Source organism: Citrobacter sp. NCU1, assembly GCF_010231475.1.
Lineage (GTDB): Bacteria > Pseudomonadota > Gammaproteobacteria > Enterobacterales > Enterobacteriaceae > Citrobacter_D.
In genome coordinates this window covers 1-22,087 of the sequence record NZ_NRDO01000100.1, presented here as the reverse complement: position 1 = coordinate 22,087, position 22,087 = coordinate 1, and the positions used below count along the sequence as shown (strand labels likewise).

Sequence of the window (22,087 nt, the reverse complement as noted above, 5' to 3'; positions counted from 1 at the left end):
TACATGAGATACACGGCATAACCTGTTCAATGACAGACGGTTATGACTGTTACCAGAATGCGCTGGCTGAGCGGATAAACGGGATCCTGAAAAATGAATTTTTACTCTCGCGCCCGGCAGACCTGAAACAGGCCAGGGAAATGGTAAAAGAATCGGTGGCAATTTATAACAATGAGAGGCCGCATCTGGCCCTGAAATACAAAACGCCTGATGATGTTCATCAGGCGTTTTACAGACAAAAAACTGTCAACCTATATCAGGACTAGTCAATCAGTTTTGCCATGAAATGATGTCGTCCAGACCAGAGAGCAGGTCGGGAAAGTAACTTTCATCAATATCGAAGGAATCATCAAGAGTAATACTGTCAGCATGGTTTTCAGGCTTAAGTACCAAACTAACGCCAACAGCCCCGGCAAAATGTGCCTGATGAAACTTAAGCACAACCTGCTCGAATGCCGAGGTTAAATTAATATCCTTAAATTTCTCCCCTGTCTTTAAGGCCTGATGGAAAGCATGTGTATCATTCCTGAACTGCTCCAACTGACCGACAAAAAACTCTGCAGCAAACTCTGTTTTTAAGGCAGGGATTGAGAATTCAACCCAAACCATAATACGGCTATAGGCAGGTTCTTCGGGCTCAGTCAGCCTTTCATAAGGCGTTAATTTAAGGTGTCTGTCACCGCTTGTGATATCTATCATGACCCCCCCTTACGGCATGTACTGAAAATGCATGATAGTCCAGTCAGCTTCCCTGACCAAAACCTCAAGACGGTAAGACTTATAAATATAAGTGCCTTTATTTTGCCTGTCTTCCACAAGCTTATACATACGAGCCTCGTAACGGAAAAGCCCTGGCTTTTTGAGAGGATCCGGCGTTCTTATGCCATAACGAATGGCCTTCTCCTGAATCTGTAAAGGCACATAACGACCTGGGGTCAGCATGTGTTTTGCCGATGACTCACTCATCCTGAGCGCGCGAGCTGATAAGCCCATTTTAAGGCGGCCACGCAAGAGACTGATGGTAGCCTCACTGAGTCTCACAGTTACGGCGGCTTTGACACCACTTTCCAGTAACGCCTTACCTGCCCGTAAAAGACGAAATGCACCAAAAGCAATTAAAGCGAGGTCTGTTGGGTCAATCAGGGGGGCTGCTAATGGCGCTTCTTCCAGCCTGACAAACATGCCGTCTGCATCATAAATCTGCCATAACCCGGGAGCCTGAGCGACGGAATAACCAATACACATCCCGCTTTCGTCATCAACGATGGGTTTTGAATTCAGTGGAGGATTGCGGGGGCGAAATTCGAAATATTCACCGGCTGGCAATGTAGACTGGAAGGTGTAGAAACGTCCTGGCTCGTCTGTAATTAATCCAACGCTCATTGTCATAATTTCCTTTTGGGCTAACCTTTGAGTCATCATAAAGGACGTTTTTACTTCAATCTACTTTTCCTGACTCTGATTTTATCGACTTAGAAGCTAACACCTCGCAGGGCTCGTTGTTCAACACCACCGACACTGAAAGCGAGTTTCAGCACCGGCGGCGTTTGCTATCGTCGACGTGGCGGTGGAATTATCGGACCTATCACCGGTGTAAACCCCTCAATTTTCGTATCGCTGATCTCGCTATATTTGCGGTGATTTTCTCTTACGATAATTAGCCATCTGAATAAATAATCTTTCATAAAGCCCACTCCATTTGAGTTGAATTTCCAGGCCACTCGTCAGCAGCCGGATATTTGAATCTTTTCTCGCCATAAATCACCGTTGCCCCACGCGCCAGCGCGTCTAGCTCCCACCGTTCCGGGGTAATGCCCTCCTGAGCTAAATCGAAACGAATTTTTGCGACGCGATCCCTTTCGGGCTTTGTCATCCTGGCTGATGGTGCTTGCTCGCTGGTTTTGAGCGGCGCATTGCTTCTTTGCTGCCGATGTTTGCGCGGTGCGCCAGCTTTTAACTCCCCGTTAAGCACCTTCACGACGTCCGGCTCATTCCAGCCGATAACCCCGCGCTCAATCAGATTTAACACCGCTGCGGCTTGCTCAGACGGTGTAGGTGTCATAACTGGATCACCACCGCCGGTTAGCTCTCCACAGTTATTGACAGGACTCCGAGGCGCGGCAGAGCCGCTTTTTAAGGTCAAAGGCTCAACGGCCAAAACCTTTGGAACGATGCGCCATTCCGCTGTACGGGTTACATGTACGCGGCTCACCCCAAGGTGAGGGGCATAAATACCGACCACTCTCTCGATATCTTCCTCGTATTCGTTGACCTCATCCGTCACCTTGCGAGCGACCCTGACGGCCTGAGCATCACGCGGCATGTTTGCCCCACCCTGCGCGATGATATACAGGTCAAACTCACCCTCATCTGCAGCAGCCCGGACGGCCTCGACGCGGTCGTCAAACTCGCTGGCGATACTCACCCCTCGCGGCAGCTTGCGGAGTTCGCGGTAAGCGCCCATTGTCGGGAGGCCAATCGGTTTAAACTGAGGGATACGCCATGTAGACGCCCATGCGGTTACGGCTGCGGCCGTATCTTTCAGAGGCTTGCCGGTGTCGTGGTCGAGCTGACCGTCGAGAGCGTAACCGTCGATATTTTTGGCAATGTATTTAGCGATATAACACGCCGCGCCGCCCTGATTAAGATGACGTGACTCAAAGCGCTGTTTTGCAGCACCCTTTTCGTGTCCGTCCTCTTTGAGGGCATAACGACGCATAATTTCGTTGATAGCTTTACGCTGACTGGGTTTGCAAAAAAGCATCATATGCCAGTGTGGTGTGCCGTCGTGGTGCGGCTCGACAACGCGCATCCCATACACTTCCAAATCGTTATCTTTGAAAGCGGTGCGCATCAGGCTCCAGATTCGACACAGATAGCGCTGGCCATTTTTAGGGGTGAATGCGGTTTCGTTCCAGCCGTGATTGAGCTGCACCGTTTTGCTGTCACCTTTGCCGACCTGTCGGGTCGGGTGATACTTCGACGGCGTGGTCAGAGTGATAAACATTCCCACATCACCAACGCTGGCCGCGTAGCGTTCAATTCCGGCAATGGTGTTCATCAGCTCCATACGGCGTATTTCAGGGTTTGAAATACTCCCCATGACTTTACTGATGAGGTCGATACGTTCGCCGGTGACTTTGTTTTCCAGCTCGCAGGATTTCAGATATTCGAGATTAGCCAGGCGGCGCGAGTGAACCTCGCGGATCGCCATTTTGCTTGCGTAAGGTGAACGGTCTTTGTTGACCTCACCGGCAGCGATAAGCAGCGCCTCGCGCCAGCGCATACGCTGCGCCTTGAGCTGGTTAACCCACCAATCATCTTTTATCAGACGGGAAATAGCGGAAAACGCCATGCGGATCGTCATCTGACCCTTACGGTATTTTTTCCAGTAGAGCGGGGTTAAATTGAACGCGCGTGCAACACCGGCCACCTGACCGTATATGTGCGCCTGCGCCTCATCGGTGAAAAGGGTCTCTTTACCGCCGAAAGCCTCAGCCCATTCGTCGCTAAGTTCCTCGTATTTACGCCAGAGCTGCGCGGCAATTCTTGCCGCAAATTTCTTAAGCTCTTTGTCATTCATATCAGGCAGGCGCGCATATTCGTCACGCTCTGACAGGAACCCAATTGAGGCTGACTGGTTCATCCCGCACAGCTCGTTAACGCGCTCAAGACGCGGCAGCAGCTTGCGCTCAAACGTGTTTTTGAGGAAATAGAGCGCCCCGAGCGGGCTCTTTGTGCGGCGAATGAAGTTATAACGGGAAGTAAACAACGTCTTAAGAAAGAAAGGCAGGCGGTCAATCCGGTATAAAACACCTTGCACCTGACGGAATTCGGCACGTGTAAGGGGTCTGTCACGGCCAATGGCAGCGCGGGGAGCATTCCAGGGATAAGCACCAACGAAAGTATCGCCGGTGCGCTTAGATATTGGCAGGGCTAGCGAGGGGGCAATACGCCCCCGAGTCTCAACGGCCATCAGCACAAAACGCGGTCTGACATTGCAGTCCCAACTGCTCGACCTGCTCACCCAACGCCGCAAAACTATCAGCACCGCCATTTAAAAGGTCATGTAGCACCAGACCAGAAATCAGATTTGAATCGTCGGGTAATACCCGACAGTATCAAGCCATTCGCTACCTTCATTTTTTCCAGCAGTCGCCACTTTCTTTTCCTGCAAAATGAACTGGTAGCGATCGCTTGTAACTACATACTGATGATTTATCTCGATACGGATACTCATTTTTGTCTCCTTCTAAAATTGATTAGCAAGCACAATGAAAAATTGAGTTGTGCAATTTTTAGGACTCTTGCCCCAATAGCTCGATGATCTCGGTGCGGTTGAGTTCTGACTTACTGATGTGCGCAATTAGGCGATCAAAATGAGAGGATAAACGGGTCGCGGTATCGAGCTGCGCATCGCGCACCGCTTGCGCCAGATGTACCGAGAGCACGCACGTCGGCACTGTATTTTGTTTATGCATTTGCCTATCTCCAGACAAAAGGAATCCCCACGCAGTAAAGCGTGTAATAAAACGAATCCAGATTAATTAATGTAAATACTGCTCAGGCTTTACCGAGGTTAATATGGTTGGAGCGTACTCAAACAGGCTAAACAATTCACGCAAAGCGCGGAATAGTTTCTCTCGCCAATAACAAGCATCTTCGTCAATGCGCCAGTAAGGCTGATTGAACTCGACCTCACTCAATCCTGCGTGTAGAAATAAAGAGCGGCGCTGACCCACCGTTAGAAAACTAATATATGCAGATTCACTTGCGCCAACCTGACGACGTTTTGAAAAAGCAGCGCGCAGCTCATCGATAGCACAAGCCAGACGCTCGCGGTCGACATCATTCATTTCTTCAAAGCACATTACTGCGTGACGCTGTTTTAACCGAGCATGAAAACAGACAGTCAAGCGGTCACGCTCCATCATCTGATTATAAAAATCACAGGTATCGTGCCAGCGAGGTTCCGCAAGATGCTTTCCTATAACGACGCGTAGAGCTGCAGGTTGTTTTTGAACTAATGCAAGAGTCATAACCGTCATAACGATATCCCTCGGGATTTCATAAAGCGTTTAGCCAAAGCAATAAATCCAGGCTTACGAGTGCGGATGATGATGCCTTTACGCCCTTTACTATGTGTGATGTTGAACTTCATCGGGCGTGGACTTTCGTTACGCAGTAACTGAGCTATACAACGTGGCTCTTTCATTTCTGGCTCCTTATGCTGGTTCACCTAAGCCCAACCACATCAACCAACCATCACGAATTTCTTTAGGGCGACTGTCATAGGCCATCTTCATGCCTTTGTTCCATGCTGGCAGGTATACCCAGTATTCCCCCGCCCTCCCACTTGTAGACTGCGGATCAGTCATCTCAACTACCGGTAATTTGCCTTTCTCAATCATCCCTTTGACAGCAGCAGGGGTTTTACCAATAAGACGCGCAAACTCCTGATACGGAACCGCGTCGCTCGCGCTCTCAATGACCCTATTCATTTGTGACTATTCCTCGTTAGTGTTTTAATTGCTCCTAATGGCTTTAAATTGCCATATTGGAGCCATTAATCTGCGATAACGAAACGAAGATTACTCCGTTATCGTTTTTCTATCAATAGTGGAGTATTAATTACGATGATACCCGTCAACGAGAAGCTGGCCATCATGCGTGAGTCGGAGCGTATGAATAGAAAAGAATTCAGTGACTTAACTGGAGTTCCGTATAGCTCTCTTTCGAGTTATGAGAAGGGAGTAAAAGATATGGGCATACAAGCAGTGATGAAGATTTTGAATCATCCACAGTTCAAAAAATATACCATGTGGTTCATGACTGAGACGATATCACCAGAATCTGGGCAGATTGCACCGGCTCTCGCGCACTTTGGGCAGCAGACAACAACGTCACCCCACTCAGACCAGAAAACTGGCTAACCATTTACGGTGCTTATCTGTGCAGTAAATGCACAGTGAGTTTTTGTTATTTAAATCAGGAAATTGAAGTACGCAGTAACATCATCGGGAGGCTTTATGTCTGTTAAAAAGCTCGATGATGGTCGTTATGAAGTGGACATTAGACCTGCAGGGCGCAACGGAAAGCGCATCCGCAGGAAATTTGACAAGAAAAGCGAAGCTATCGCTTTCGAGAAGCATACCCAGTACAACCATCACAACAAAGAATGGTTGGCGAAGCCGACAGATAAGCGGCATCTGTCAGAGCTAACAAAAATCTGGTGGGAGCTGAAAGGCAAGCATGAGACTCACGGCCAAGATTACCTGGGCAAGATAGAGTTGTTCACAAAGATAGCCAGTGACCCTTGTGCCTTTCAGATTACTAAGTCATTGATAAGCCAATACAGCACTGTGCGGCGTTCTCAAGGCATCAAGCCATCGAGTATAAATCGTGATTTAACGTGTCTTAGCGGGATGTTTACCGCGTTGATAGATGCGGAGCTATTTTTCGGGGAGCATCCTTTCCGAGGTCTTAAAAGACTCAAAGAGGATAAGCCAGAAACCGGCTACCTGACGCAAGAGGAGATCGCGCTTCTGCTGTCAAAAGTGGACGGTGATAATAAAAAAATTGCGATTCTTTGCCTTAGCACCGGCGCGAGATGGAGTGAGGCAGCAAAACTGAAAGCGGAAAATATCATTCAAAATCGCGTCACTTTCGTTAAGACAAAAACCAACAAGCCGCGAACCGTTCCTATATCCGAGGAACTGGCAACAATGATCACAACGGGTAAGCGTGGCTATCTGTTCACTGATGCTAACTATCCCGCGTTCAGACGGCTAATGAAGGAGCTGAAACCCGACCTACCACCGGGTCAGGCTACGCACGCATTGCGGCACAGCTTCGCCACGCACTTTATGATAAACGGAGGCAACATTATCACGCTTCAAAGAATCCTTGGGCACTCAAGAATTGAGCAGACAATGACATATGCGCACTTCGCCCCTGAGTACCTACAGGACGCGATAACGCTTAATCCTCTACGTGGTGGTGTTGGCTCTCAGAGTGTCCACACAGTGTCCACAGTAGGGTAGTTTATTATGGCTTTCAGTGGTCTTGCGTGCCGCGCAAACCCGCATTGCACCGCTGAAAGCCCCTGTTGTAAGGGTATATAAACGCCCTTACGCAGGCGTATTTTTTTCAATATCTCAATGAAATAAAATGATTTATTTCAGGTCATACCCGCATAGTTTCTGTTTTACCCCTCAGCAAAAGCTGTGGATTCAACTGCGCTATACAACGCCAGGCTAACGATGTACGAAAACCAGAGATTTGGAACAGATAGATTCAATGAGCCTGGATTGTCGTGGAGCTCAAGTGTTATTTTATACACTCACTTTACCGTTCAAATACCCATGAAAACTCGCCTTCTGCGCCTGTCACATAACCCACAGAGCTATCAGAAAAATGACTTGTGAATATCCTTACCGGTCGGTTGGCGGCAAAATTTAACAGCCACTCACGGGACTGATTAGCCAGTGAGATATCGTTGCAAAATACGGAACTCAACGCTTTATGGGTAATCTGTAGTGGAGTGTGTACAAGGTCACCACAGAAAAGAGCTGTTCCATCTTCAGTTTCAATAGCAATACACATATGACCAATACTGTGTCCGGGGGTAGGATAAAATACAATTCCTGGTAAGAATTCGGTTACGGTATCCGGCACAGTCACTAATCGATTGCTCTCAATGACAGGTAATATACTGTCGTCAAAAACCATTTTCCGGGCAGCCGCTTCAGGAGAAGAGACATAATTAAGCTCGGCTTGCGAGCAAACCCAGGTTGCATTTTTAAAAGTTGGTTGCCATTTAATGCCATCCCACAGGGTATTCCAACCAACATGATCGGTATGCAAATGGGTATGCAAAACGTAATCAATATCATCAGGTTGAATGCCCGTCTGTTTTAGATTCTCCATCCATGGGGAAGTTAGTTGATGAAATAACGGGCTGAATGGTCTGTCTTTGCCATTACCCGTGGCAGTATCAATGAGGATCCGTCCTTGGGGCGAATCGATCAACCAGCTATGTACACTCATTTCAATTAACGTTTCCGCATTCATACCCGCAGGTAAATGAGTATCTGTAGCATTAGGCAGCAACTTAGCCAGCGGCATATTAAAAAGCTGCTCCGTAATTCGGGTAATAACCACATTACCGAGACGATAAGAGCCAGTGATAGACATCTTGAATCCTCATGAAAACGCGTAATTAAGGATTACCATTTTGTCCCCAACCAGAGCAAGAATATTTTTACCCTGCATTTCATTTCAATAATGCCCTTACAACATAAACAATAATAATTTCAGGGTATTTCTCTTACTAAAAATATCCCCGAGATTTTCACTCACTGGAAAAATTATATTACAATTTTCTCCATAACCGGAGCCGCGAAACCTGGTTATCGTACTGGGTATCAAATAGATTAATACAGCCAAAACCTGACTGAGCTAAGATTCGCGACTGACACGTTGCCGACAGCCCTATTGGCAAGGTCATCACATCAACATACTCAAATACAAAAAGACACATATTGACTATCGGCATTATTTACTGAGAGTTGTCCCTAATTCTTAAGCTATTCAGCGGTATTTCATCCTGTTCTGAACCTCTCTTTACCGTTCTGCTCTACACTTTCAACAGATTAATAAAAAAGGCAGATAACGGATGGCAACATTTCCCGCCAGCTTACTGATATTGAATGGCAAAAGTGCGGACAACCCGCTTCTGCGCGAAGCCATTGCATTGCTGCGTAACGAAGGCGTAGCGATCCACGTCCGTGTGACCTGGGAAAAAGGCGACGCTCAACGCTATGTCGAAGAGGCACGCCAGTTAGGCGTCGAAACCGTTATCGCAGGGGGCGGTGACGGCACGATCAATGAAGTGTCTACCGCGCTTATTCAGTGTCAGGTGCCAAACGTCCCTGCTCTTGGCATTTTACCACTGGGCACCGCCAATGATTTCGCCACCAGCGTGGGGATCCCCGACGCGCTGGACAACGCTCTCAAGCTGGCTATCGCCGGTACTGCGGTGGAAATCGATATTGCGCAGGTCAATGATAAAACCTGTTTTATTAATATGGCGACCGGTGGGTTCGGTACGCGGATCACGACCGAAACGCCGGAGAAGCTGAAAGCGGCACTCGGTGGCGTGTCGTATTTTATTCATGGCTTGATGCGGATGGATACCCTTAAACCCGACCGTTGCGAAATCCGTGGCGAAAACTTTCACTGGCAAGGCGATGCGCTGGTTATTGGTATTGGAAATGGCCGTCAGGCCGGTGGCGGGCAGCAGCTCTGCCCGGATGCGCTCATTAATGATGGTCTTTTACAACTGCGGATCTTCACGGGCGAAGAACTCCTGCCGGCCTTGTTTTCGACGCTGAAGCAACCCGAGGAAAATCCAAATATGATCGACGGCGCTTCATCCTGGTTTGATATTCAGGCGCCACATGAGATCACTTTTAATCTGGACGGCGAACCGCTCAGTGGTCAGCAGTTTCATATTGAGATCCTGCCCGCCGCATTGCGCTGCCGGTTGCCGCCAGACTGCCCTTTACTGCGCTGAAATCAGGGGAATCATTCCTCTCCCGTAATGAGAGAGGAATGAGTGACATCAGGCAATCGTCACTTTACTGTCCAGATAGACATCCTGTACGGCGTTGATCAATTTCACACCGTCCGCCATCGATTTCTTAAAGGCTTTACGCCCCAGAATCAGACCCATACCGCCTGCACGTTTGTTGATAACCGCAGTACGTACGGCATCACTGAGGTCGGTCTCCCCGCCTGCGGCGCCGCCGGAGTTAATCAGCCCCGCACGCCCCATGTAGCAGTTCGCCAGTTGATAACGCACCAAATCAATCGGATTATCGCTGGTCAGCTTGCTGTAGACACGATCATCGGTATAGCCGAAGTTAACCGCTTTATAGCCGCCGTTATTTTCCGCCATTTTCTGTTTCACGATGTCCGCGCCAATGGTGGCCGCCAGGTGGTTGGCCTGCCCGGTTAGGTCGGCAGACACATGGTAATCCACGCCATCTTTCTTGAAGGCGGAATTGCGCAGGTACGCCCAGAGCACGGTGACCATTCCCAATTCATGCGCACGCTCAAAGGCGGCTGAGATCTCTTCAATCTGGCGGCGCGACTCTGGTGAACCAAAATAGATGGTTGCGCCGACCGCTACTGCGCCCATATTGAATGCCTGCTCGACGCTGGCATATAACGTTTGATCAAAGGTATTGGGGTAACTCAGTGTCTCGTTGTGGTTGAGTTTCACGAGGAACGGTATGCGGTGTGCATAACGTCGCGAAACCGACGCCAGTACACCGTAGGTGGAGGCCACACAGTTACAGCCCGCCTCAATCGCCAGTTCCACAATATTCTTCGGATCAAAATAAAGTGGATTCGCTGCAAAGGATGCTCCGGCAGAGTGTTCTACCCCCTGATCGACAGGTAAAATAGAGAGATACCCGGTCCCTGCCAGACGCCCGGTGTTGTACAGCGTCTGCATGTTACGAAGGACGGCGGGCGGGCGATTATTATCCACCATCACGCGGTCAACGTAGTCCTCTCCGGGCAGATAAAGTTGATCTGAAGGAATGGTCATACAACGATGCTGTAAAAGGCTGTCGGCGTCTTTGCCAAGCAACTGCACAATATCAGTCATAGCTATGCTCCCGTCATTCCGATTGCGTATCGGAGTGTGTATTATCCTGACCCGCCTTTTTGCGGGCAGCCATAAGCCTGGTATCAGGTGGGCACTTTTTCCATCTTTAACGCACTTTTCAGTGCTATCGGCTGGCACGATTCACGTACGAAAAAGTGTTATAACGGTCAAATTTGCAGCTTAAAGGTATTTCAAAGGTATTATTTAATGGTAGTGTCTGAGCGTACCTTACCTGTCATGAAGGATTTAAAGATGAAAACTACAGTGAAGCTGTCGTTCATGATGTTTGTTGAATGGTTTATCTGGGGCGCCTGGTTCGTCCCTTTGTGGCTGTGGCTGAGTAAAAGTGGTTTTACCGCCGGAGAAATCGGCTGGTCTTACGCCTGTACAGCCATTGCCGCCATCCTTTCCCCGATTCTCGTCGGTTCGTTAACTGACCGCTTTTTCTCCGCACAAAAAGTCTTAGCGGTCCTGATGTTTGCAGGCGCCGTGTTGATGTATTTCGCCGCACAGCAAACCACATTTTCCGGCTTCTTCCCGCTGCTGTTGGCCTACTCGCTCACCTATATGCCGACCATCGCGTTAACCAACAGTATTGCGTTTGCCAACGTAGGGGACGTAGAAAGCGATTTTCCACGCATCCGCGTCATGGGGACGATAGGCTGGATTGCCTCCGGCCTCGCCTGCGGATTCTTACCGCAGATGCTGGGTTACAGCGATATTTCGCCGACCAATATTCCGTTGCTTATCACCGCTGCCAGCTCGGCATTGCTGGGTGTCTTTGCCCTCTTTTTGCCGGATACGCCGCCAAAAAGCACCGGCAAGCTGGATCTCAAAGTGATGCTGGGTCTCGATGCACTGATCCTGCTGCGTGATAAAAACTTTCTCGTCTTCTTCGTCTGTTCATTCCTGTTTGCCATGCCGCTGGCGTTTTACTACATCTTCGCCAACGGCTATCTGACGGAAGTAGGTATGCAGAATGCGACCGGCTGGATGACGCTTGGGCAGTTCTCTGAAATCTTCTTTATGCTGGCCTTGCCTTTCTTTACTAAACGTTTTGGTATTAAAAAGGTTCTATTACTTGGTCTTATCACTGCCGCCATTCGCTATGGATTCTTTATTTATGGTGGTGCAGAGGAATACTTCACTTACGCCCTGCTGTTCCTCGGCATTCTGCTTCATGGGGTAAGTTACGATTTCTACTACGTGACGGCGTACATCTATGTCGACAAAAAAGCGCCAGTGCATATGCGTACGGCGGCTCAGGGTCTGATTACGCTCTGCTGTCAGGGGTTTGGCAGTCTGCTGGGCTATCGACTCGGCGGCATGATGATGGAAAAAATGTTTGCGTATAAAGAACCTGTAAATGGACTCACCTTTAACTGGGCGGGTATGTGGACATTCGGCGCGGTGATGATCGCGGTGATTGCCTTCCTGTTTATGATTTTCTTTCGCGAATCCGATAAGGAAATCACCGCGATTAACGTGGACGATCGCGATATTGCACTGACACAAGGGGAAGTAAAATGAAAGCTGAACGTATTCTCGGCGCTCTTTACGGGCAAGCATTGGGAGATGCGATGGGAATGCCGTCGGAACTGTGGCCCAGAACCCGCGTGAAAGCACACTTTGGCTGGATTGACCGCTTCCTTGCGGGCCCAGAGGAGAACAACGCCGCCTGTTATTTTGGCAGGGGGGAGTTTACTGACGATACGTCCATGGCGCTGTGTCTGGCGGATGCCTTGCTCGAATGCGACGGGGAAATTAATCCTGACGTGATCGGCCGCAACATTCTGGCGTGGGCGGAAGGCTTCGACGCTTTCAACAAAAACGTACTTGGCCCAACATCCAAAATTGCGCTTAACGCCATCCGCGATGGAAAACCGGTAGCTGAGCTTGAGAACAACGGCGTCACCAACGGCGCAGCCATGCGCGTCTCACCGTTAGGCTGCCTATTGCCGACGCATTCTTTGGATAGCTTTATCGATGAGGTGGCGCTGGCCTCCAGTCCAACACATAAGTCCGATCTCGCGGTGGCGGGCGCTGTCGTGGTGGCGTGGGCGATTTCTCGTGCGATTGATGGCGAGCCCTGGGAGAGAATTGTCGACTCGCTGCCAGCTATCGCCCAACACGCCCAGCAAAAACGCATCACCACCTTTAGCGCTTCGCTCTCTGCCCGTCTGGAATTAGCGTTGAAGATAGTTCGTGAAGCCAACGGCGTTGAATCCGCCAGTGAACAGCTCTACCAGGTCGTCGGCGCGGGTACCAGCACCCTTGAATCCGTCCCCTGCGCCATCGCGATGGTGGAGCTGGCGCAGACCGACCCGAATCGTTGCGCGATCCTCTGTGCCAACCTCGGTGGCGATACCGACACCATTGGCGCGATGGCAACTGCCATTTGCGGCGCCATTCACGGTATTGGGGCTATCTCCCCGGATCTGAAACAGGAACTGGATGCGGTTAACCAACTGGATTTTGCTCGCTACGCCACCGGACTGGTGCGCTTGCGTCAGCGACGGGAGGTATCATGAATGCAGCACATCTGCGAGATCTGTTACCAACCCTGACGACCCATCGTCCTGTGACGGTGGTTGGCGCGGCGGTCATTGACGTGATTGCTGATGCCTGGGCTTTGCCCTGGCGCGGCTGCGATATTGAGCTAAAGCAACAGGGTGTGCACGTTGGTGGCTGCGCCCTCAATATTGCGGTGGCCTTAAAACGTCTTGGCATTGAAGCCAGCAATGCCCTGCCGCTGGGTCAGGGTGTATGGGCCGATATTATCCGAAACCGAATGGCAAAAGAGGGTTTGCAAAGCCTGATCGACAACGCCGAAGGCGACAACGGTTGGTGTCTGGCCCTGGTGGAGCCTGATGGCGAACGCACGTTTATGTCATTCAGCGGCGTAGAAAACCAGTGGAACAGCGACTGGCTGGCGCAGTTGTCCATCCCCCGCCAGAGTTTGCTCTCTCTTTCCGGTTATCAGCTCGCCTCTGCGTGCGGTGAACGGTTGGTAAGCTGGCTGGAAAGCCTGGACGACGTGACGCCTTTTATCGATTTCGGTCCACGTATCGGCGATATTCCCGACGCATTGATGTCACGAATTATGGCGCTGCGCCCACTGGTGTCTCTCAACCGCCAGGAGGCGGAAATCGCTGCCGAACGTTTTGATCTGAGTACCGAAATGACGACCTTTGGCGCAGCCTGGCTGGCGCGGTTTTCAGCTCCGGTGATCGTTCGCCACGATAAAGACGGCGCATGGTACTTCAGCGAACATGCTGCGGGCTGCGTCCCGGCGTTTCCGGTCGAGGTCGTCGACACGATTGGCGCAGGAGACAGCCATGCCGGAGGCGTGCTGGCCGGACTGTCATCCGGCTGGTCATTGGCGGATGCCGTGCTGCTCGGCAACGCCGTCGCATCCTGGGTTGTTGGGCATCGCGGAGGAGATTGTGCGCCACGGCGCGAAGAGCTACTCCTCGCACACAAAAACGTATAGATCGCTTCGACAATAGCTGATGCTGTACTCAATGGGCCGCTGTTGTTGATCAAGCGCTACTTGCTTTATCACCAGCACCGGCACTTTACTGTCCATCTGAATATGTGACTGAAACTCAGCATCCGGCATACTGGCGCTTACGCGAGAACGCGTACGCTGGGGAAAAATGTGCTGGCTGCGGAAATAGTCATACAGTGAAACGCCAATGGCATCCACGTCATGAATAAGATGTACCGGCACCCAGGATTCTTCAATGGAAACCGCATCTTCATCCACATAACGGATGCGTTTTAGCAGGAAGACATCACTTCCTGTCGCGATCGTCAGTTGCTGCGCCACATCGTCCGGACAGGTGACGACGCGTTTATTAACCCACAGTGTATCGGGCTTTTTACCGCGCAAAACCACCTGCTGAGAAAAACCACGCGCCTCTTTAAGGGAATACTCAAAGATATTGTTGATTTGCGTCCCGTAACCGCGCGCACGGGTCACCACCCCTTCTTCTTCCAGCGCTTGCATCGCTTTACGAACCGTAATCCGCGAAACGCCAGTCAACTGGCTAAGATCACGCTCACCTGGCAAAATATTGCCATGCTCAAGAATGCCGCTACGCACAGCATTCTTGACCGTTTCTGCAAACTTCATGTAAAGCGGCGTATTATCCGCCGCTGAAATTCGTTCATTCAGTTGCGCAATCAGCCGGGTATGCGATTGTTCCATTTATCTTTTCCTGGCAGACGAGTCTGTCGCCAGTATACTACCATTACCACCATGCGTGGAAATGATGTACCGGGCCAATCCCCTCGCCCACTTCCAGCGTGTCAGCCTGAGCCAGCGCCGCAGAAAGCCAGATTTTTGCCTCTTGTACCGTTTCTGCCCAGTTGGAATGGCGAGGACGAAGCGCCGCCAGCGCGGCCGACAGCGTACAGCCCGTACCATGCGTGTTTTTGGTGTTGACTCTGGGGGCGGTAAAACGCACCTCGCCTTCACGCGTAAACAGCCAGTCCGGGCTTTGCGCATCGTCCAGATGTCCCCCTTTCATGAGCACCGCGCCGCAGCCCATCTCCAGCAGCGCACGGCCCTGCGACCGCATTTCCTGCTCGCTTCGCGCAGGGTCGGCGTTCAGCAGCGCTGCAGCTTCAGGTAAATTTGGCGTAATGATCGAAACCTGCGGCAGCAAGCGGGTTCGCAACGTCTCAATGGCGGAAGGCGAAAGCAGCGGATCGCCGCTTTTTGCCAGCATAACGGTATCCAGCACCACATTTTTCACCTGATGGCGCTGTAAACGTTCGGCCACCGCCTCAACAATATCGGTTTGTGCCAGCATACCGATCTTGGTGGTATCAATTCGCACATCGTTGAACACCGAATCAAGCTGTGCTGCGACAAAGTCAGGTTCTATTCGGTAGACCGACTGAACCCCGCGCGTATTTTGCGCAACCAGGGCGGTAATGACAGAGCAACCATACGCACCGAGTGCCGAGAATGTTTTCAGATCGGCCTGAATTCCCGCCCCGCCGCTGGGATCCGTGCCTGCAATCGTTAAGGCATTTATCCGTTTCATACATATTCCTCTGCGTTCAGGTTATAGAGAGCATCAAGAAAAGCGGGAGTAAAACTGCCAGGCCCCTGGCTGCGTTCGGTGGCCAATTGTCCGGCTTGTTTCATCCAGCTACAGGCGGAAGCGACATTGTCCAGCGTATTCCCCGGCAACGCGCAGCAGGCAGCCACCACGGCGGATAATGCACACCCCGTACCCACAACACGCGTCATCAATGGCGAACCGCCGGTGACACTGACGATGCGTTGACCGTCGGTGACGTAATCCACCTCTCCCGTCACCACCACGACACTTCCGCACTGACGCGCCAGAGCAAGTGCTGCGGGTATCGCCGAGCTTGCTGTATCGGTGGTGTCCACTCCACGCCCCCCCGCGGACATTCCGGCAAGTGCAAGAATTTCAGACGCATTCCCGCGAATAGCTGCAGGTTGCAGCGACAACAGCGCCAGACAAAAGCGACGACGGAAATCAAGTCCGCCCACAGCAACAGGGTCAAGCGTCCAGGGGATATTGGCAATGTGCGCCTGCTCCACCGCCGTGCGCATGGCTTCTGCACGCGCCTGCGTCAGGGTTCCGACATTTATCAGAAGCGCACTCGCGATGGCGGCAAACTGGCCCGCCTCTTCAGGTTCAATCACCATGGCAGGTGAAGCGCCTAATGCCAGCAAGGTGTTCGCCGTGAACGTCTGTACGACATCATTCGTCATACAGTGCGTAAGGGGGGAAAGCATACGAAATTGGTGCAAGGTGTGAGCCGCCAGAACGCGGCTGTGCAGGTCAGGCTGCATGGTTCAGCTCCTGCCCGCGTGAAGAAGATGAGACACGAGCAGTGTCAGACTTCCCTACGCTGGCATTATCCAGATCAGGTGGTACGGGTATTTCTCAGCCTTCACAAAGAAGGGCACCCCGAGTCATGTAGTGCTAAATCAAAAGATTGTGATTAACGTCCCGTTAATCCCTGCTCTGGATCATGCCAGCGGTAAGCCAAAGACTCAACCCCATAAAACACAAAGTGTCCCGGCTTGTGTCTCACAGAGGTAAACTCCTGACCCCAGGGTTGAGTTCTTTAGGAATAGAAAAGCAATATTGGTTTATTTTTCTAAAATATACTCACAACTATCCATTTCCCAGGGCTCTGTTTTTACCGACCTATCTATTTATGATAGGGGCGAAGCAGTATCCAGTGAAAAAAAGATAATTTTAGTACTTTAGTTGCAATATATAAAAAAAAAGACTCACTACATTTAGTGAGTCTTTTATCCAGCGAACTGAGCGTAGCAATCTGTGACCGCCTTTCCCGGCTTCATATTTTTTGACGGGCTTCATTTTCTCACAAAACCAACATGTTACTGCAACCATCGCCCCCCCCAAAAAAAAGCATTCTGCATGGCCATCAACGCCTTGAATATTTGAGTCAGGCGCCAGCATAAGCATATTGATAACACAACTAAAAAAACAGCATTATAAAGGTAGATTTCGCTCCCTTTAATAAATCCTTTAGTTTTGTTGGCGTATGCTGGCGCGGTATCGTCTTCTCCTTATCCGATTAGAATAAAATCATTAATATTGATGCTGTTAGCGTTTACGTTTTCTAAAGTAATGACATTGCCATTACCAGGATTGCCGATGGTAATGACAGTACTGCTACCGGTTCCACCCGCAATCGTGACGTTACTGGCAAAATTCGCTACACCAATGCCTAATAAACTCAGATCGAGGAGGTCCTGTCCGCCGCCAGGATTACTATCGAAACCGTTGGTAATACGGTCTCGCCCAAAGCCTGCGCTAAAGACGAAGGTGTCATTTCCCGCCCCCCCTGCCATGATATCAGCGCCCTGGCCACCATCGAGTCTATCGTTACCCACTCCGCCTATCATGTAATCGTTGCCGGTCCCGCCCTGAAGGTTATCGATACCGTCACCCCCCTCAAGGAAGTCATTTCCTGCCCCACCGTTCAGTTGGTCGTTGCCTCCCACCCCATACAAAAAGTCATTACCGCTGCCACCGTTGATGGTGTTGGCAATGGCATTTCCTCTACCAGTGAAAGCGCCTGTCCCGGTGAACGCCAGTGTTTCAACGTTATTGGTCAACGTGTAATTCTGGAGGGTGGTCTGGACAACATCCGTCCCGCCATTAAGACTTTCCTTGACACTATCCATGGCATTATCAACCAGATAAACATCATCTCCTGAACCCCCTGTCATGCTATCGGCGCCCTGGCCACCCTCGAGTCTATCGTTACCCGCTCCGCCTATCATGTTATCGTTGCCGGCCCCGCCCTGAAGGTTATCGGCACCGTCCCCCCCATCAAGGGCGTCATTTCCTGCCCCACCGTTCAGTTGGTCGTCTCCTCCCATCCCATACAAAAAGTCATTACCGCTGCCACCATTGATGGTGTTGGCAATGGCATTCCCTCTGCCGGTGAAATTGCCTGTCCCGGTGAAGACCAGTGTTTCAACGTTATTGGCCAACGTGTAATTGTTGAGGGTGGTCTGGACAACATCCGTCCCGCCATTAAGACCTTCTGTGACAACGTCGCCGCTATTATCAACGATATAGGTATCATTGCCGAGACCGCCCACCATCACATCGGCACCAGTGCCGCCGTTGAGGCTATCGTTGCCACCCCCACCGTTGAGCGTGTCGTTGCCGCCCCCACCATTGAGGACGTCGTCACCAAGCCCGCCATTGAGGACGTCAATGCCGTTCCCACCATTAAGGACGACGTTGCGGTTGGCAACGACCGGCGGATTATCGAGCTGACTCGTCCCGAAGATGTTCTCGGGAAGATTGGTCAGGCCCGTGTTGCGTGCCACGATCCCGGCAAAGCCCTGCTCTTCGATGACCTCGTAGAGGTCCAGATGTTCCACACGGTCGAGATAATACAGCCGGTCACCTTCCTGGATCCGGTCAAGTTGCTCGTGGATGATGACCCAGAAGGTCTGGCCAACCACACCGCCATTGATGTGCTTCTCGGCGAGTCCGCCAACGAACAGATCAACTCTGTCGATGCCTTTGACGGTGTTGCCGTTGACAAATTTATAGCCCGGATTAGCCGCCAGGAAATCTGCAATTTGAGCATCTTCCAGCACGAGGTCTGGATAGGCCTGCTTGAATTGCCCAATGACTGTGTCGCTGAGATTGTTCCGCGCCTGGAAGTCCTCCCATGAACTGTAGGGTGTGAGATCGCCAGCAAAGCTGACCGCCTCCCTCACATACGGATCAAGAGAGGCCATCAGGTCGGCCCGGATTTGGTTCATCGAACCCAGACCGACGTCCCACTCGCGGGCGACGTCGAAGGCGAACACGTCAGCACTGGTACGAATGAGGTCGTTTCGGACAGCATCGACGATATTGACGTCGACTTCTTCCGCTGGCTGGACAACACCACCGGCAATGATCCCGGAGACACCCAGTTGCTCATAGCCAGGCTTGGGAGAGTATGGCAATTGCCCGCTGGGGAGGATGAACGCGCTCGTATCGTTGGTCGGGTTGAGGAACGCGTCGAACAGCGGTACCTGCGTTGCATTGCCCTGGGCGTCGAGTACCGTCAGCGTCTGCCCTATCAGCGAATGACCGAACCGGTAAGCTGCAGTCGCGAACTCGTGGGAGACTCGCGCATCCACTTCAGGATTGTACTCGGCGAAGCCGTGCTCGCCCTCACCTCTCATGCCACCAAGCAACTTGTCGGCAAAGTCGGTGTAAATAACGCGCTGATACTCAGCCTCGTTGATGATCTTGGCGGCCTGGAACAGTTCTTCAGCTGTTCCATCAAATCCGGCTTCGAGCAATCCGTTGACATGGAAGTTGTGATTCCGCTCCCAGATGTTGTGGATCGCAGTCAGTGCGATGTTCTCGTTCGCACGTCCATCACCCGCTACGTAGTAGTCGAGCAGGTTGATAAAGGGGTTGGTGTCGAGCAGCAGCGCAAAACCACTTCCCATGAAATTAGACGTCATGGCAGGAAGCATCGACTTATTGATAACGCCATTGCTGTCGACCAGTCCAGCGAAGTACTCCCGGAAGGTCACGCTATGGTCGCCCGGCAGCGAGCTGTCGGTGAACAGCGTGTTGTTGTTCCAGTGATGCAGGATCAGTTCGCTCAGCGTGGGCAGCAGTTTGAAATTCGGATTTGAGGGATCCACTCCGCCCTCCAACAGCTTGCCCGTAAACCCGCCCTGTCCGTCGCCTTCGCGCAGGAACAGGCCGACGAGTTCGTTCGAGCCATACGTTTGGTTCTGGTCAGCGAATGGCGATGTCTTATTGAGATGCTGCGGGATGCCATTGGCATCAATACTGTCAACGGTGCCGCGAGTCAGGTCTGCGGGATTTGGAACCGTGCCCGGAGCGCCAATCTGGATCGTTCCGTTACCTCCCTTACCGAGGAAATCGAGGCCGTGATCGAAGTACTGACCGAAGGCTGTGAACAAGCTGTTCACGCCGGCGGCGTTGCCGGAAAGGTTTGCTTCTTGTGCGCCAAGGACATTACTGATGGCACGCGGATCCAGCCCGGAGAACAGGGGATTGATGTCGCGGTTGTGAGTTGTCTCATTCCAGGCGCCGTAGTGCGCATTGGTGAGTCGTATGAACGGCTGATCGGCCGAACCATAGTCAAAATGATCACGGTTATTGCCGGTGCCTTCGAGATCGCGGATCCCGAGCGCATCGTTGTCTTCACCGCCTTCAAGCCCGTTTACGAGATTCTTCAGGTTGGCGACATCACTGGCGTTGAGTGGGAAGGCACCGTCGCCGCCGACATCGTCGTCGCCATCGTCATCGTCATCCGCCGACGTTTCCTTGCTCGCGAGGAGAATGGGATCAGCAGGGTTCAACGTGGTGTTCTGGCCGTCAGGCACTGTGCTCTTGTCCTGGGTCAGCGTAGAAGGCCTGGATCTCGACGCCAGCTCAACAACCTCCTGCGGCGACGACGTGCCAAACACACCATCCAGACCAGTGCCGATCGCGGGCTCGGTCCCTTTGTTCACTTCAACTGCGGATATGAAGTTGGCGGTCTGGTTACTGAAAACCGATCGCGGCAGATCTATAACCGACCATATCCCAGCGTATCCCGCTTGAAACGAGGAATCAAAAAAGCGCAGGAAGGAATGGTCAGTGGCCCCAAACTTGCCTTGCCCTGTGATCAGGTTGTTAAAGCTACCATCGAAGGTACGAATCCCGAATGGAAGCAGAGGGTTGGAGGGGATATTGACGTTGACACCGTCGATATACGCTTGTGCTATAGAGGTTTGCAGGAGAATAAATTTCGGGTCATGCTTATTGACGTCGGCCATATTCATTTCTCTCCATAATGATTATGAAAGGGCACGAAAAGGCGAAGCCTATACACGGCACTCGGATTACGCGCCTGGAATTGCTAACTGCGCGAGTAGACAGAGCAGCTTCGGGGGCAAACGATCTATATTCCCCCTTCACTTCACAAAAAGACCCTATGATGGATATACTCAGCCCCCACTGGAAAATCGCGACGACTTACTTTGCCAAAGTGATAACAGGCGTCAGAAAAGCGATCCCCTGATATTGAATAAAGTCAAAAAATTAACAGCCGTCAATTATTTTAACTACCATCAACAACTTTCAATTTTGCAATAGTAAAATCGTCAACATTACGCAGCGAAAATTAACCAACGATATTTAACCGGTCAACGTTGAGCTGATAGCCGTGCGTTAACTACTCAGCAATTCAACACCATAGGTGAAGTATTGATATAGACACGCTAAAAACAATAATATAAAAGTTTATAAAAAAAATATGAAAATAATACGTTATTAGTACCGCTTCGTTGACATACCGAAACTAACTTATATTTACCTATCATCAGGATCATAAAAAAGGTCATTATGTGTGATGTGAATCGTCACAGGTTTAACAGACATCTCAGAGTCATTTAAGATGACTTAAAGAGCGATTGTGTTTTGGCTAATCAAAACACAACCGCATAACGGTATAACGGTATAACGGTATAACGGTATAACGGTATAACCATAAACGACTAATGCCAGCATCAACATATCACTGAGTGCACGCCATCTTCTGGTAAAATTTAATTAATCAGTATGAAATCTGATCTTACCCGCGTAATGTGGACACGGCCCTAAGCGAGGTTCTGGTTTTCAAATTGTTCAGGGCTGAGACCGCCACAGGCACTGTGACGACGCCAACGATTGTAATCACACTCGATATAATTAAACACTGTTGTCCGCATTATTTCCCGGCTGCTAAAGTATTCCCCGTGGATACATTCCACTTTCAGCGAATGAAAGAAGCTTTCCACACAGGCATTGTCATAACAGCAGCCTTTCGCACTCATACTCCCGCGCAGATTATGGCGCTTCA

General features: G+C 50.9%; 21 protein-coding genes, 1 pseudogene and 1 riboswitch. Of the genes and pseudogenes, 7 read left to right on the top strand and 15 right to left on the bottom strand.

Annotated features, from left to right (window positions below; genetic code table 11):
• The coding region (locus CJP72_RS24090; RefSeq protein ID WP_162383768.1) for an integrase core domain-containing protein at positions 1-266 on the top strand (266 nt) is incomplete at its 5' end.
• Between the two features lie 4 nt (positions 267-270).
• Here CJP72_RS24090 and CJP72_RS24085 read toward each other — a convergent pair.
• The 8 genes and pseudogenes from CJP72_RS24085 to CJP72_RS24055 form a co-directional block, all read right to left on the bottom strand.
• The gene (locus tag CJP72_RS24085; protein WP_238340161.1) at positions 271-699 is read right to left on the bottom strand and encodes a WapI family immunity protein; all 429 of its coding nucleotides are present in this window, start codon (positions 697-699) and stop codon (positions 271-273) included.
• Positions 700-708: 9 nt separating this feature from the next.
• Positions 709-1,383, bottom strand: coding sequence for a hypothetical protein (locus tag CJP72_RS24080; RefSeq protein WP_238340160.1), 675 nt, complete (start codon positions 1,381-1,383; stop codon positions 709-711).
• Positions 1,384-1,681: 298 nt separating this feature from the next.
• Positions 1,682-3,976: a replication endonuclease gene (locus tag CJP72_RS24075; RefSeq protein ID WP_162383769.1), complete on the bottom strand. Its 2,295-nt coding sequence runs from the start codon at positions 3,974-3,976 to the stop codon at positions 1,682-1,684.
• Positions 3,966-4,240 (bottom strand): annotated as a pseudogene (locus CJP72_RS24070) (DUF5405 family protein). Before CJP72_RS24070 ends, CJP72_RS24075 begins: the two are co-directional and overlap by 11 nt.
• A 58-nt stretch (positions 4,241-4,298) precedes the next feature.
• Positions 4,299-4,481, bottom strand: a complete 183-nt coding sequence (locus CJP72_RS24065; RefSeq protein WP_162383767.1) for a DUF2732 family protein — start codon at positions 4,479-4,481, stop codon at positions 4,299-4,301.
• A gap of 66 nt (positions 4,482-4,547) precedes the next feature.
• Positions 4,548-5,048, bottom strand: coding sequence for a replication protein B (locus tag CJP72_RS24060; protein ID WP_162383766.1), 501 nt, complete (start codon positions 5,046-5,048; stop codon positions 4,548-4,550).
• Positions 5,045-5,215: a hypothetical protein gene (locus CJP72_RS25290; protein WP_193568878.1), complete on the bottom strand. Its 171-nt coding sequence runs from the start codon at positions 5,213-5,215 to the stop codon at positions 5,045-5,047. The genes CJP72_RS24060 and CJP72_RS25290 overlap by 4 nt, the downstream gene beginning before the upstream one ends.
• Before the next feature lie 10 nt (positions 5,216-5,225).
• Positions 5,226-5,501 (bottom strand): regulatory phage cox family protein, encoded by a 276-nt coding sequence (locus CJP72_RS24055; protein WP_096971337.1) that lies wholly within the window; start codon positions 5,499-5,501, stop codon positions 5,226-5,228.
• A gap of 135 nt (positions 5,502-5,636) precedes the next feature.
• On the opposite strand from CJP72_RS24055, the gene CJP72_RS24050 reads away from it, so the two are divergent.
• Both CJP72_RS24050 and CJP72_RS24045 read left to right on the top strand, forming a co-directional pair.
• Positions 5,637-5,933, top strand: a complete 297-nt coding sequence (locus CJP72_RS24050) for a helix-turn-helix domain-containing protein (RefSeq protein WP_162383765.1) — start codon at positions 5,637-5,639, stop codon at positions 5,931-5,933.
• A 96-nt stretch (positions 5,934-6,029) separates the two neighbouring features.
• A complete protein-coding gene (locus CJP72_RS24045; RefSeq protein ID WP_162383764.1) occupies positions 6,030-7,043 on the top strand; it encodes a phage integrase in 1,014 nt (337 codons plus the stop codon).
• Positions 7,044-7,347: 304 nt separating this feature from the next.
• Here the strand turns inward: CJP72_RS24045 and CJP72_RS24040 are convergent, their stop codons facing one another.
• Positions 7,348-8,196, bottom strand: a complete 849-nt coding sequence (locus CJP72_RS24040; protein ID WP_162383763.1) for an MBL fold metallo-hydrolase — start codon at positions 8,194-8,196, stop codon at positions 7,348-7,350.
• Between the two features lie 481 nt (positions 8,197-8,677).
• On the opposite strand from CJP72_RS24040, the gene yegS reads away from it, so the two are divergent.
• Entirely contained in the window at positions 8,678-9,577 is a 900-nt protein-coding gene (yegS, locus tag CJP72_RS24035) for a lipid kinase YegS (protein ID WP_162383762.1), read from the top strand.
• 48 nt (positions 9,578-9,625) lie between these two features.
• Here yegS and fbaB read toward each other — a convergent pair whose 3' ends face one another.
• Positions 9,626-10,678, bottom strand: coding sequence for a class I fructose-bisphosphate aldolase (fbaB, locus tag CJP72_RS24030; protein WP_162383761.1), 1,053 nt, complete (start codon positions 10,676-10,678; stop codon positions 9,626-9,628).
• A gap of 252 nt (positions 10,679-10,930) precedes the next feature.
• Here fbaB and CJP72_RS24025 point away from each other — a divergent pair, with 252 nt between their 5' ends.
• The 3 genes from CJP72_RS24025 to CJP72_RS24015 are packed head-to-tail and all read left to right on the top strand — an operon-like array spanning position 10,931 to position 14,171.
• The gene (locus CJP72_RS24025; protein WP_162383760.1) at positions 10,931-12,208 is read left to right on the top strand and encodes a nucleoside permease; all 1,278 of its coding nucleotides are present in this window, start codon (positions 10,931-10,933) and stop codon (positions 12,206-12,208) included.
• Positions 12,205-13,209: an ADP-ribosylglycohydrolase family protein gene (locus CJP72_RS24020; RefSeq protein WP_162383759.1), complete on the top strand. Its 1,005-nt coding sequence runs from the start codon at positions 12,205-12,207 to the stop codon at positions 13,207-13,209. Before CJP72_RS24025 ends, CJP72_RS24020 begins: the two co-directional genes overlap by 4 nt.
• On the top strand, positions 13,206-14,171 hold the full coding sequence (locus CJP72_RS24015) for a PfkB family carbohydrate kinase (protein WP_162383758.1): 966 nt from the start codon (positions 13,206-13,208) through the stop codon (positions 14,169-14,171). Before CJP72_RS24020 ends, CJP72_RS24015 begins: the two co-directional genes overlap by 4 nt.
• Here CJP72_RS24015 and CJP72_RS24010 read toward each other — a convergent pair.
• The 5 genes from CJP72_RS24010 to CJP72_RS23990 form a co-directional block, all read right to left on the bottom strand.
• Complete coding sequence (locus CJP72_RS24010; protein ID WP_162383757.1) at positions 14,145-14,891, bottom strand: GntR family transcriptional regulator; 747 nt, start codon at positions 14,889-14,891, stop codon at positions 14,145-14,147. The two genes, CJP72_RS24015 and CJP72_RS24010, sit on opposite strands and share 27 nt — an antisense overlap.
• A gap of 43 nt (positions 14,892-14,934) precedes the next feature.
• Positions 14,935-15,735 carry a bifunctional hydroxymethylpyrimidine kinase/phosphomethylpyrimidine kinase gene (thiD, locus tag CJP72_RS24005; RefSeq protein WP_162383756.1) on the bottom strand — a complete coding sequence of 267 codons (801 nt, stop codon included), beginning with the start codon at positions 15,733-15,735 and terminating at the stop codon, positions 14,935-14,937.
• Positions 15,732-16,520, bottom strand: a complete 789-nt coding sequence (thiM, locus tag CJP72_RS24000) for a hydroxyethylthiazole kinase (protein ID WP_162383755.1) — start codon at positions 16,518-16,520, stop codon at positions 15,732-15,734. The genes thiD and thiM overlap by 4 nt, the downstream gene beginning before the upstream one ends.
• A 34-nt stretch (positions 16,521-16,554) precedes the next feature.
• Positions 16,555-16,651: riboswitch (TPP riboswitch) on the bottom strand.
• Positions 16,652-17,270: 619 nt separating this feature from the next.
• Positions 17,271-21,029 carry a peroxidase family protein gene (locus CJP72_RS23995; protein ID WP_162383754.1) on the bottom strand — a complete coding sequence of 1,253 codons (3,759 nt, stop codon included), beginning with the start codon at positions 21,027-21,029 and terminating at the stop codon, positions 17,271-17,273.
• Positions 21,030-21,845: 816 nt separating this feature from the next.
• A partial coding sequence (locus tag CJP72_RS23990) for an IS3 family transposase (RefSeq protein ID WP_162383753.1) occupies positions 21,846-22,087 on the bottom strand: 242 nt, incomplete at its 5' end.

What these genes read in the sequence shown, in the direction of transcription:
- CJP72_RS24085 (WP_238340161.1), bottom strand. Translation starts at nt 699, where the DNA reads ATGATAGATATCACAAGCGGTGACAGACACCTTAAATTAACGCCTTAT.
- CJP72_RS24080 (WP_238340160.1), bottom strand. Translation starts at nt 1,383, where the DNA reads ATGAGCGTTGGATTAATTACAGACGAGCCAGGACGTTTCTACACCTTC.
- CJP72_RS24075 (WP_162383769.1), bottom strand. Translation starts at nt 3,976, where the DNA reads ATGGCCGTTGAGACTCGGGGGCGTATTGCCCCCTCGCTAGCCCTGCCA.
- CJP72_RS24065 (WP_162383767.1), bottom strand. Translation starts at nt 4,481, where the DNA reads ATGCATAAACAAAATACAGTGCCGACGTGCGTGCTCTCGGTACATCTG.
- CJP72_RS24060 (WP_162383766.1), bottom strand. Translation starts at nt 5,048, where the DNA reads ATGACGGTTATGACTCTTGCATTAGTTCAAAAACAACCTGCAGCTCTA.
- CJP72_RS25290 (WP_193568878.1), bottom strand. Translation starts at nt 5,215, where the DNA reads ATGAAAGAGCCACGTTGTATAGCTCAGTTACTGCGTAACGAAAGTCCA.
- CJP72_RS24055 (WP_096971337.1), bottom strand. Translation starts at nt 5,501, where the DNA reads ATGAATAGGGTCATTGAGAGCGCGAGCGACGCGGTTCCGTATCAGGAG.
- CJP72_RS24050 (WP_162383765.1), top strand. Translation starts at nt 5,637, where the DNA reads ATGATACCCGTCAACGAGAAGCTGGCCATCATGCGTGAGTCGGAGCGT.
- CJP72_RS24045 (WP_162383764.1), top strand. Translation starts at nt 6,030, where the DNA reads ATGTCTGTTAAAAAGCTCGATGATGGTCGTTATGAAGTGGACATTAGA.
- CJP72_RS24040 (WP_162383763.1), bottom strand. Translation starts at nt 8,196, where the DNA reads ATGTCTATCACTGGCTCTTATCGTCTCGGTAATGTGGTTATTACCCGA.
- yegS (WP_162383762.1), top strand. Translation starts at nt 8,678, where the DNA reads ATGGCAACATTTCCCGCCAGCTTACTGATATTGAATGGCAAAAGTGCG.
- fbaB (WP_162383761.1), bottom strand. Translation starts at nt 10,678, where the DNA reads ATGACTGATATTGTGCAGTTGCTTGGCAAAGACGCCGACAGCCTTTTA.
- CJP72_RS24025 (WP_162383760.1), top strand. Translation starts at nt 10,931, where the DNA reads ATGAAAACTACAGTGAAGCTGTCGTTCATGATGTTTGTTGAATGGTTT.
- CJP72_RS24020 (WP_162383759.1), top strand. Translation starts at nt 12,205, where the DNA reads ATGAAAGCTGAACGTATTCTCGGCGCTCTTTACGGGCAAGCATTGGGA.
- CJP72_RS24015 (WP_162383758.1), top strand. Translation starts at nt 13,206, where the DNA reads ATGAATGCAGCACATCTGCGAGATCTGTTACCAACCCTGACGACCCAT.
- CJP72_RS24010 (WP_162383757.1), bottom strand. Translation starts at nt 14,891, where the DNA reads ATGGAACAATCGCATACCCGGCTGATTGCGCAACTGAATGAACGAATT.
- thiD (WP_162383756.1), bottom strand. Translation starts at nt 15,735, where the DNA reads ATGAAACGGATAAATGCCTTAACGATTGCAGGCACGGATCCCAGCGGC.
- thiM (WP_162383755.1), bottom strand. Translation starts at nt 16,520, where the DNA reads ATGCAGCCTGACCTGCACAGCCGCGTTCTGGCGGCTCACACCTTGCAC.
- CJP72_RS23995 (WP_162383754.1), bottom strand. Translation starts at nt 21,029, where the DNA reads ATGAATATGGCCGACGTCAATAAGCATGACCCGAAATTTATTCTCCTG.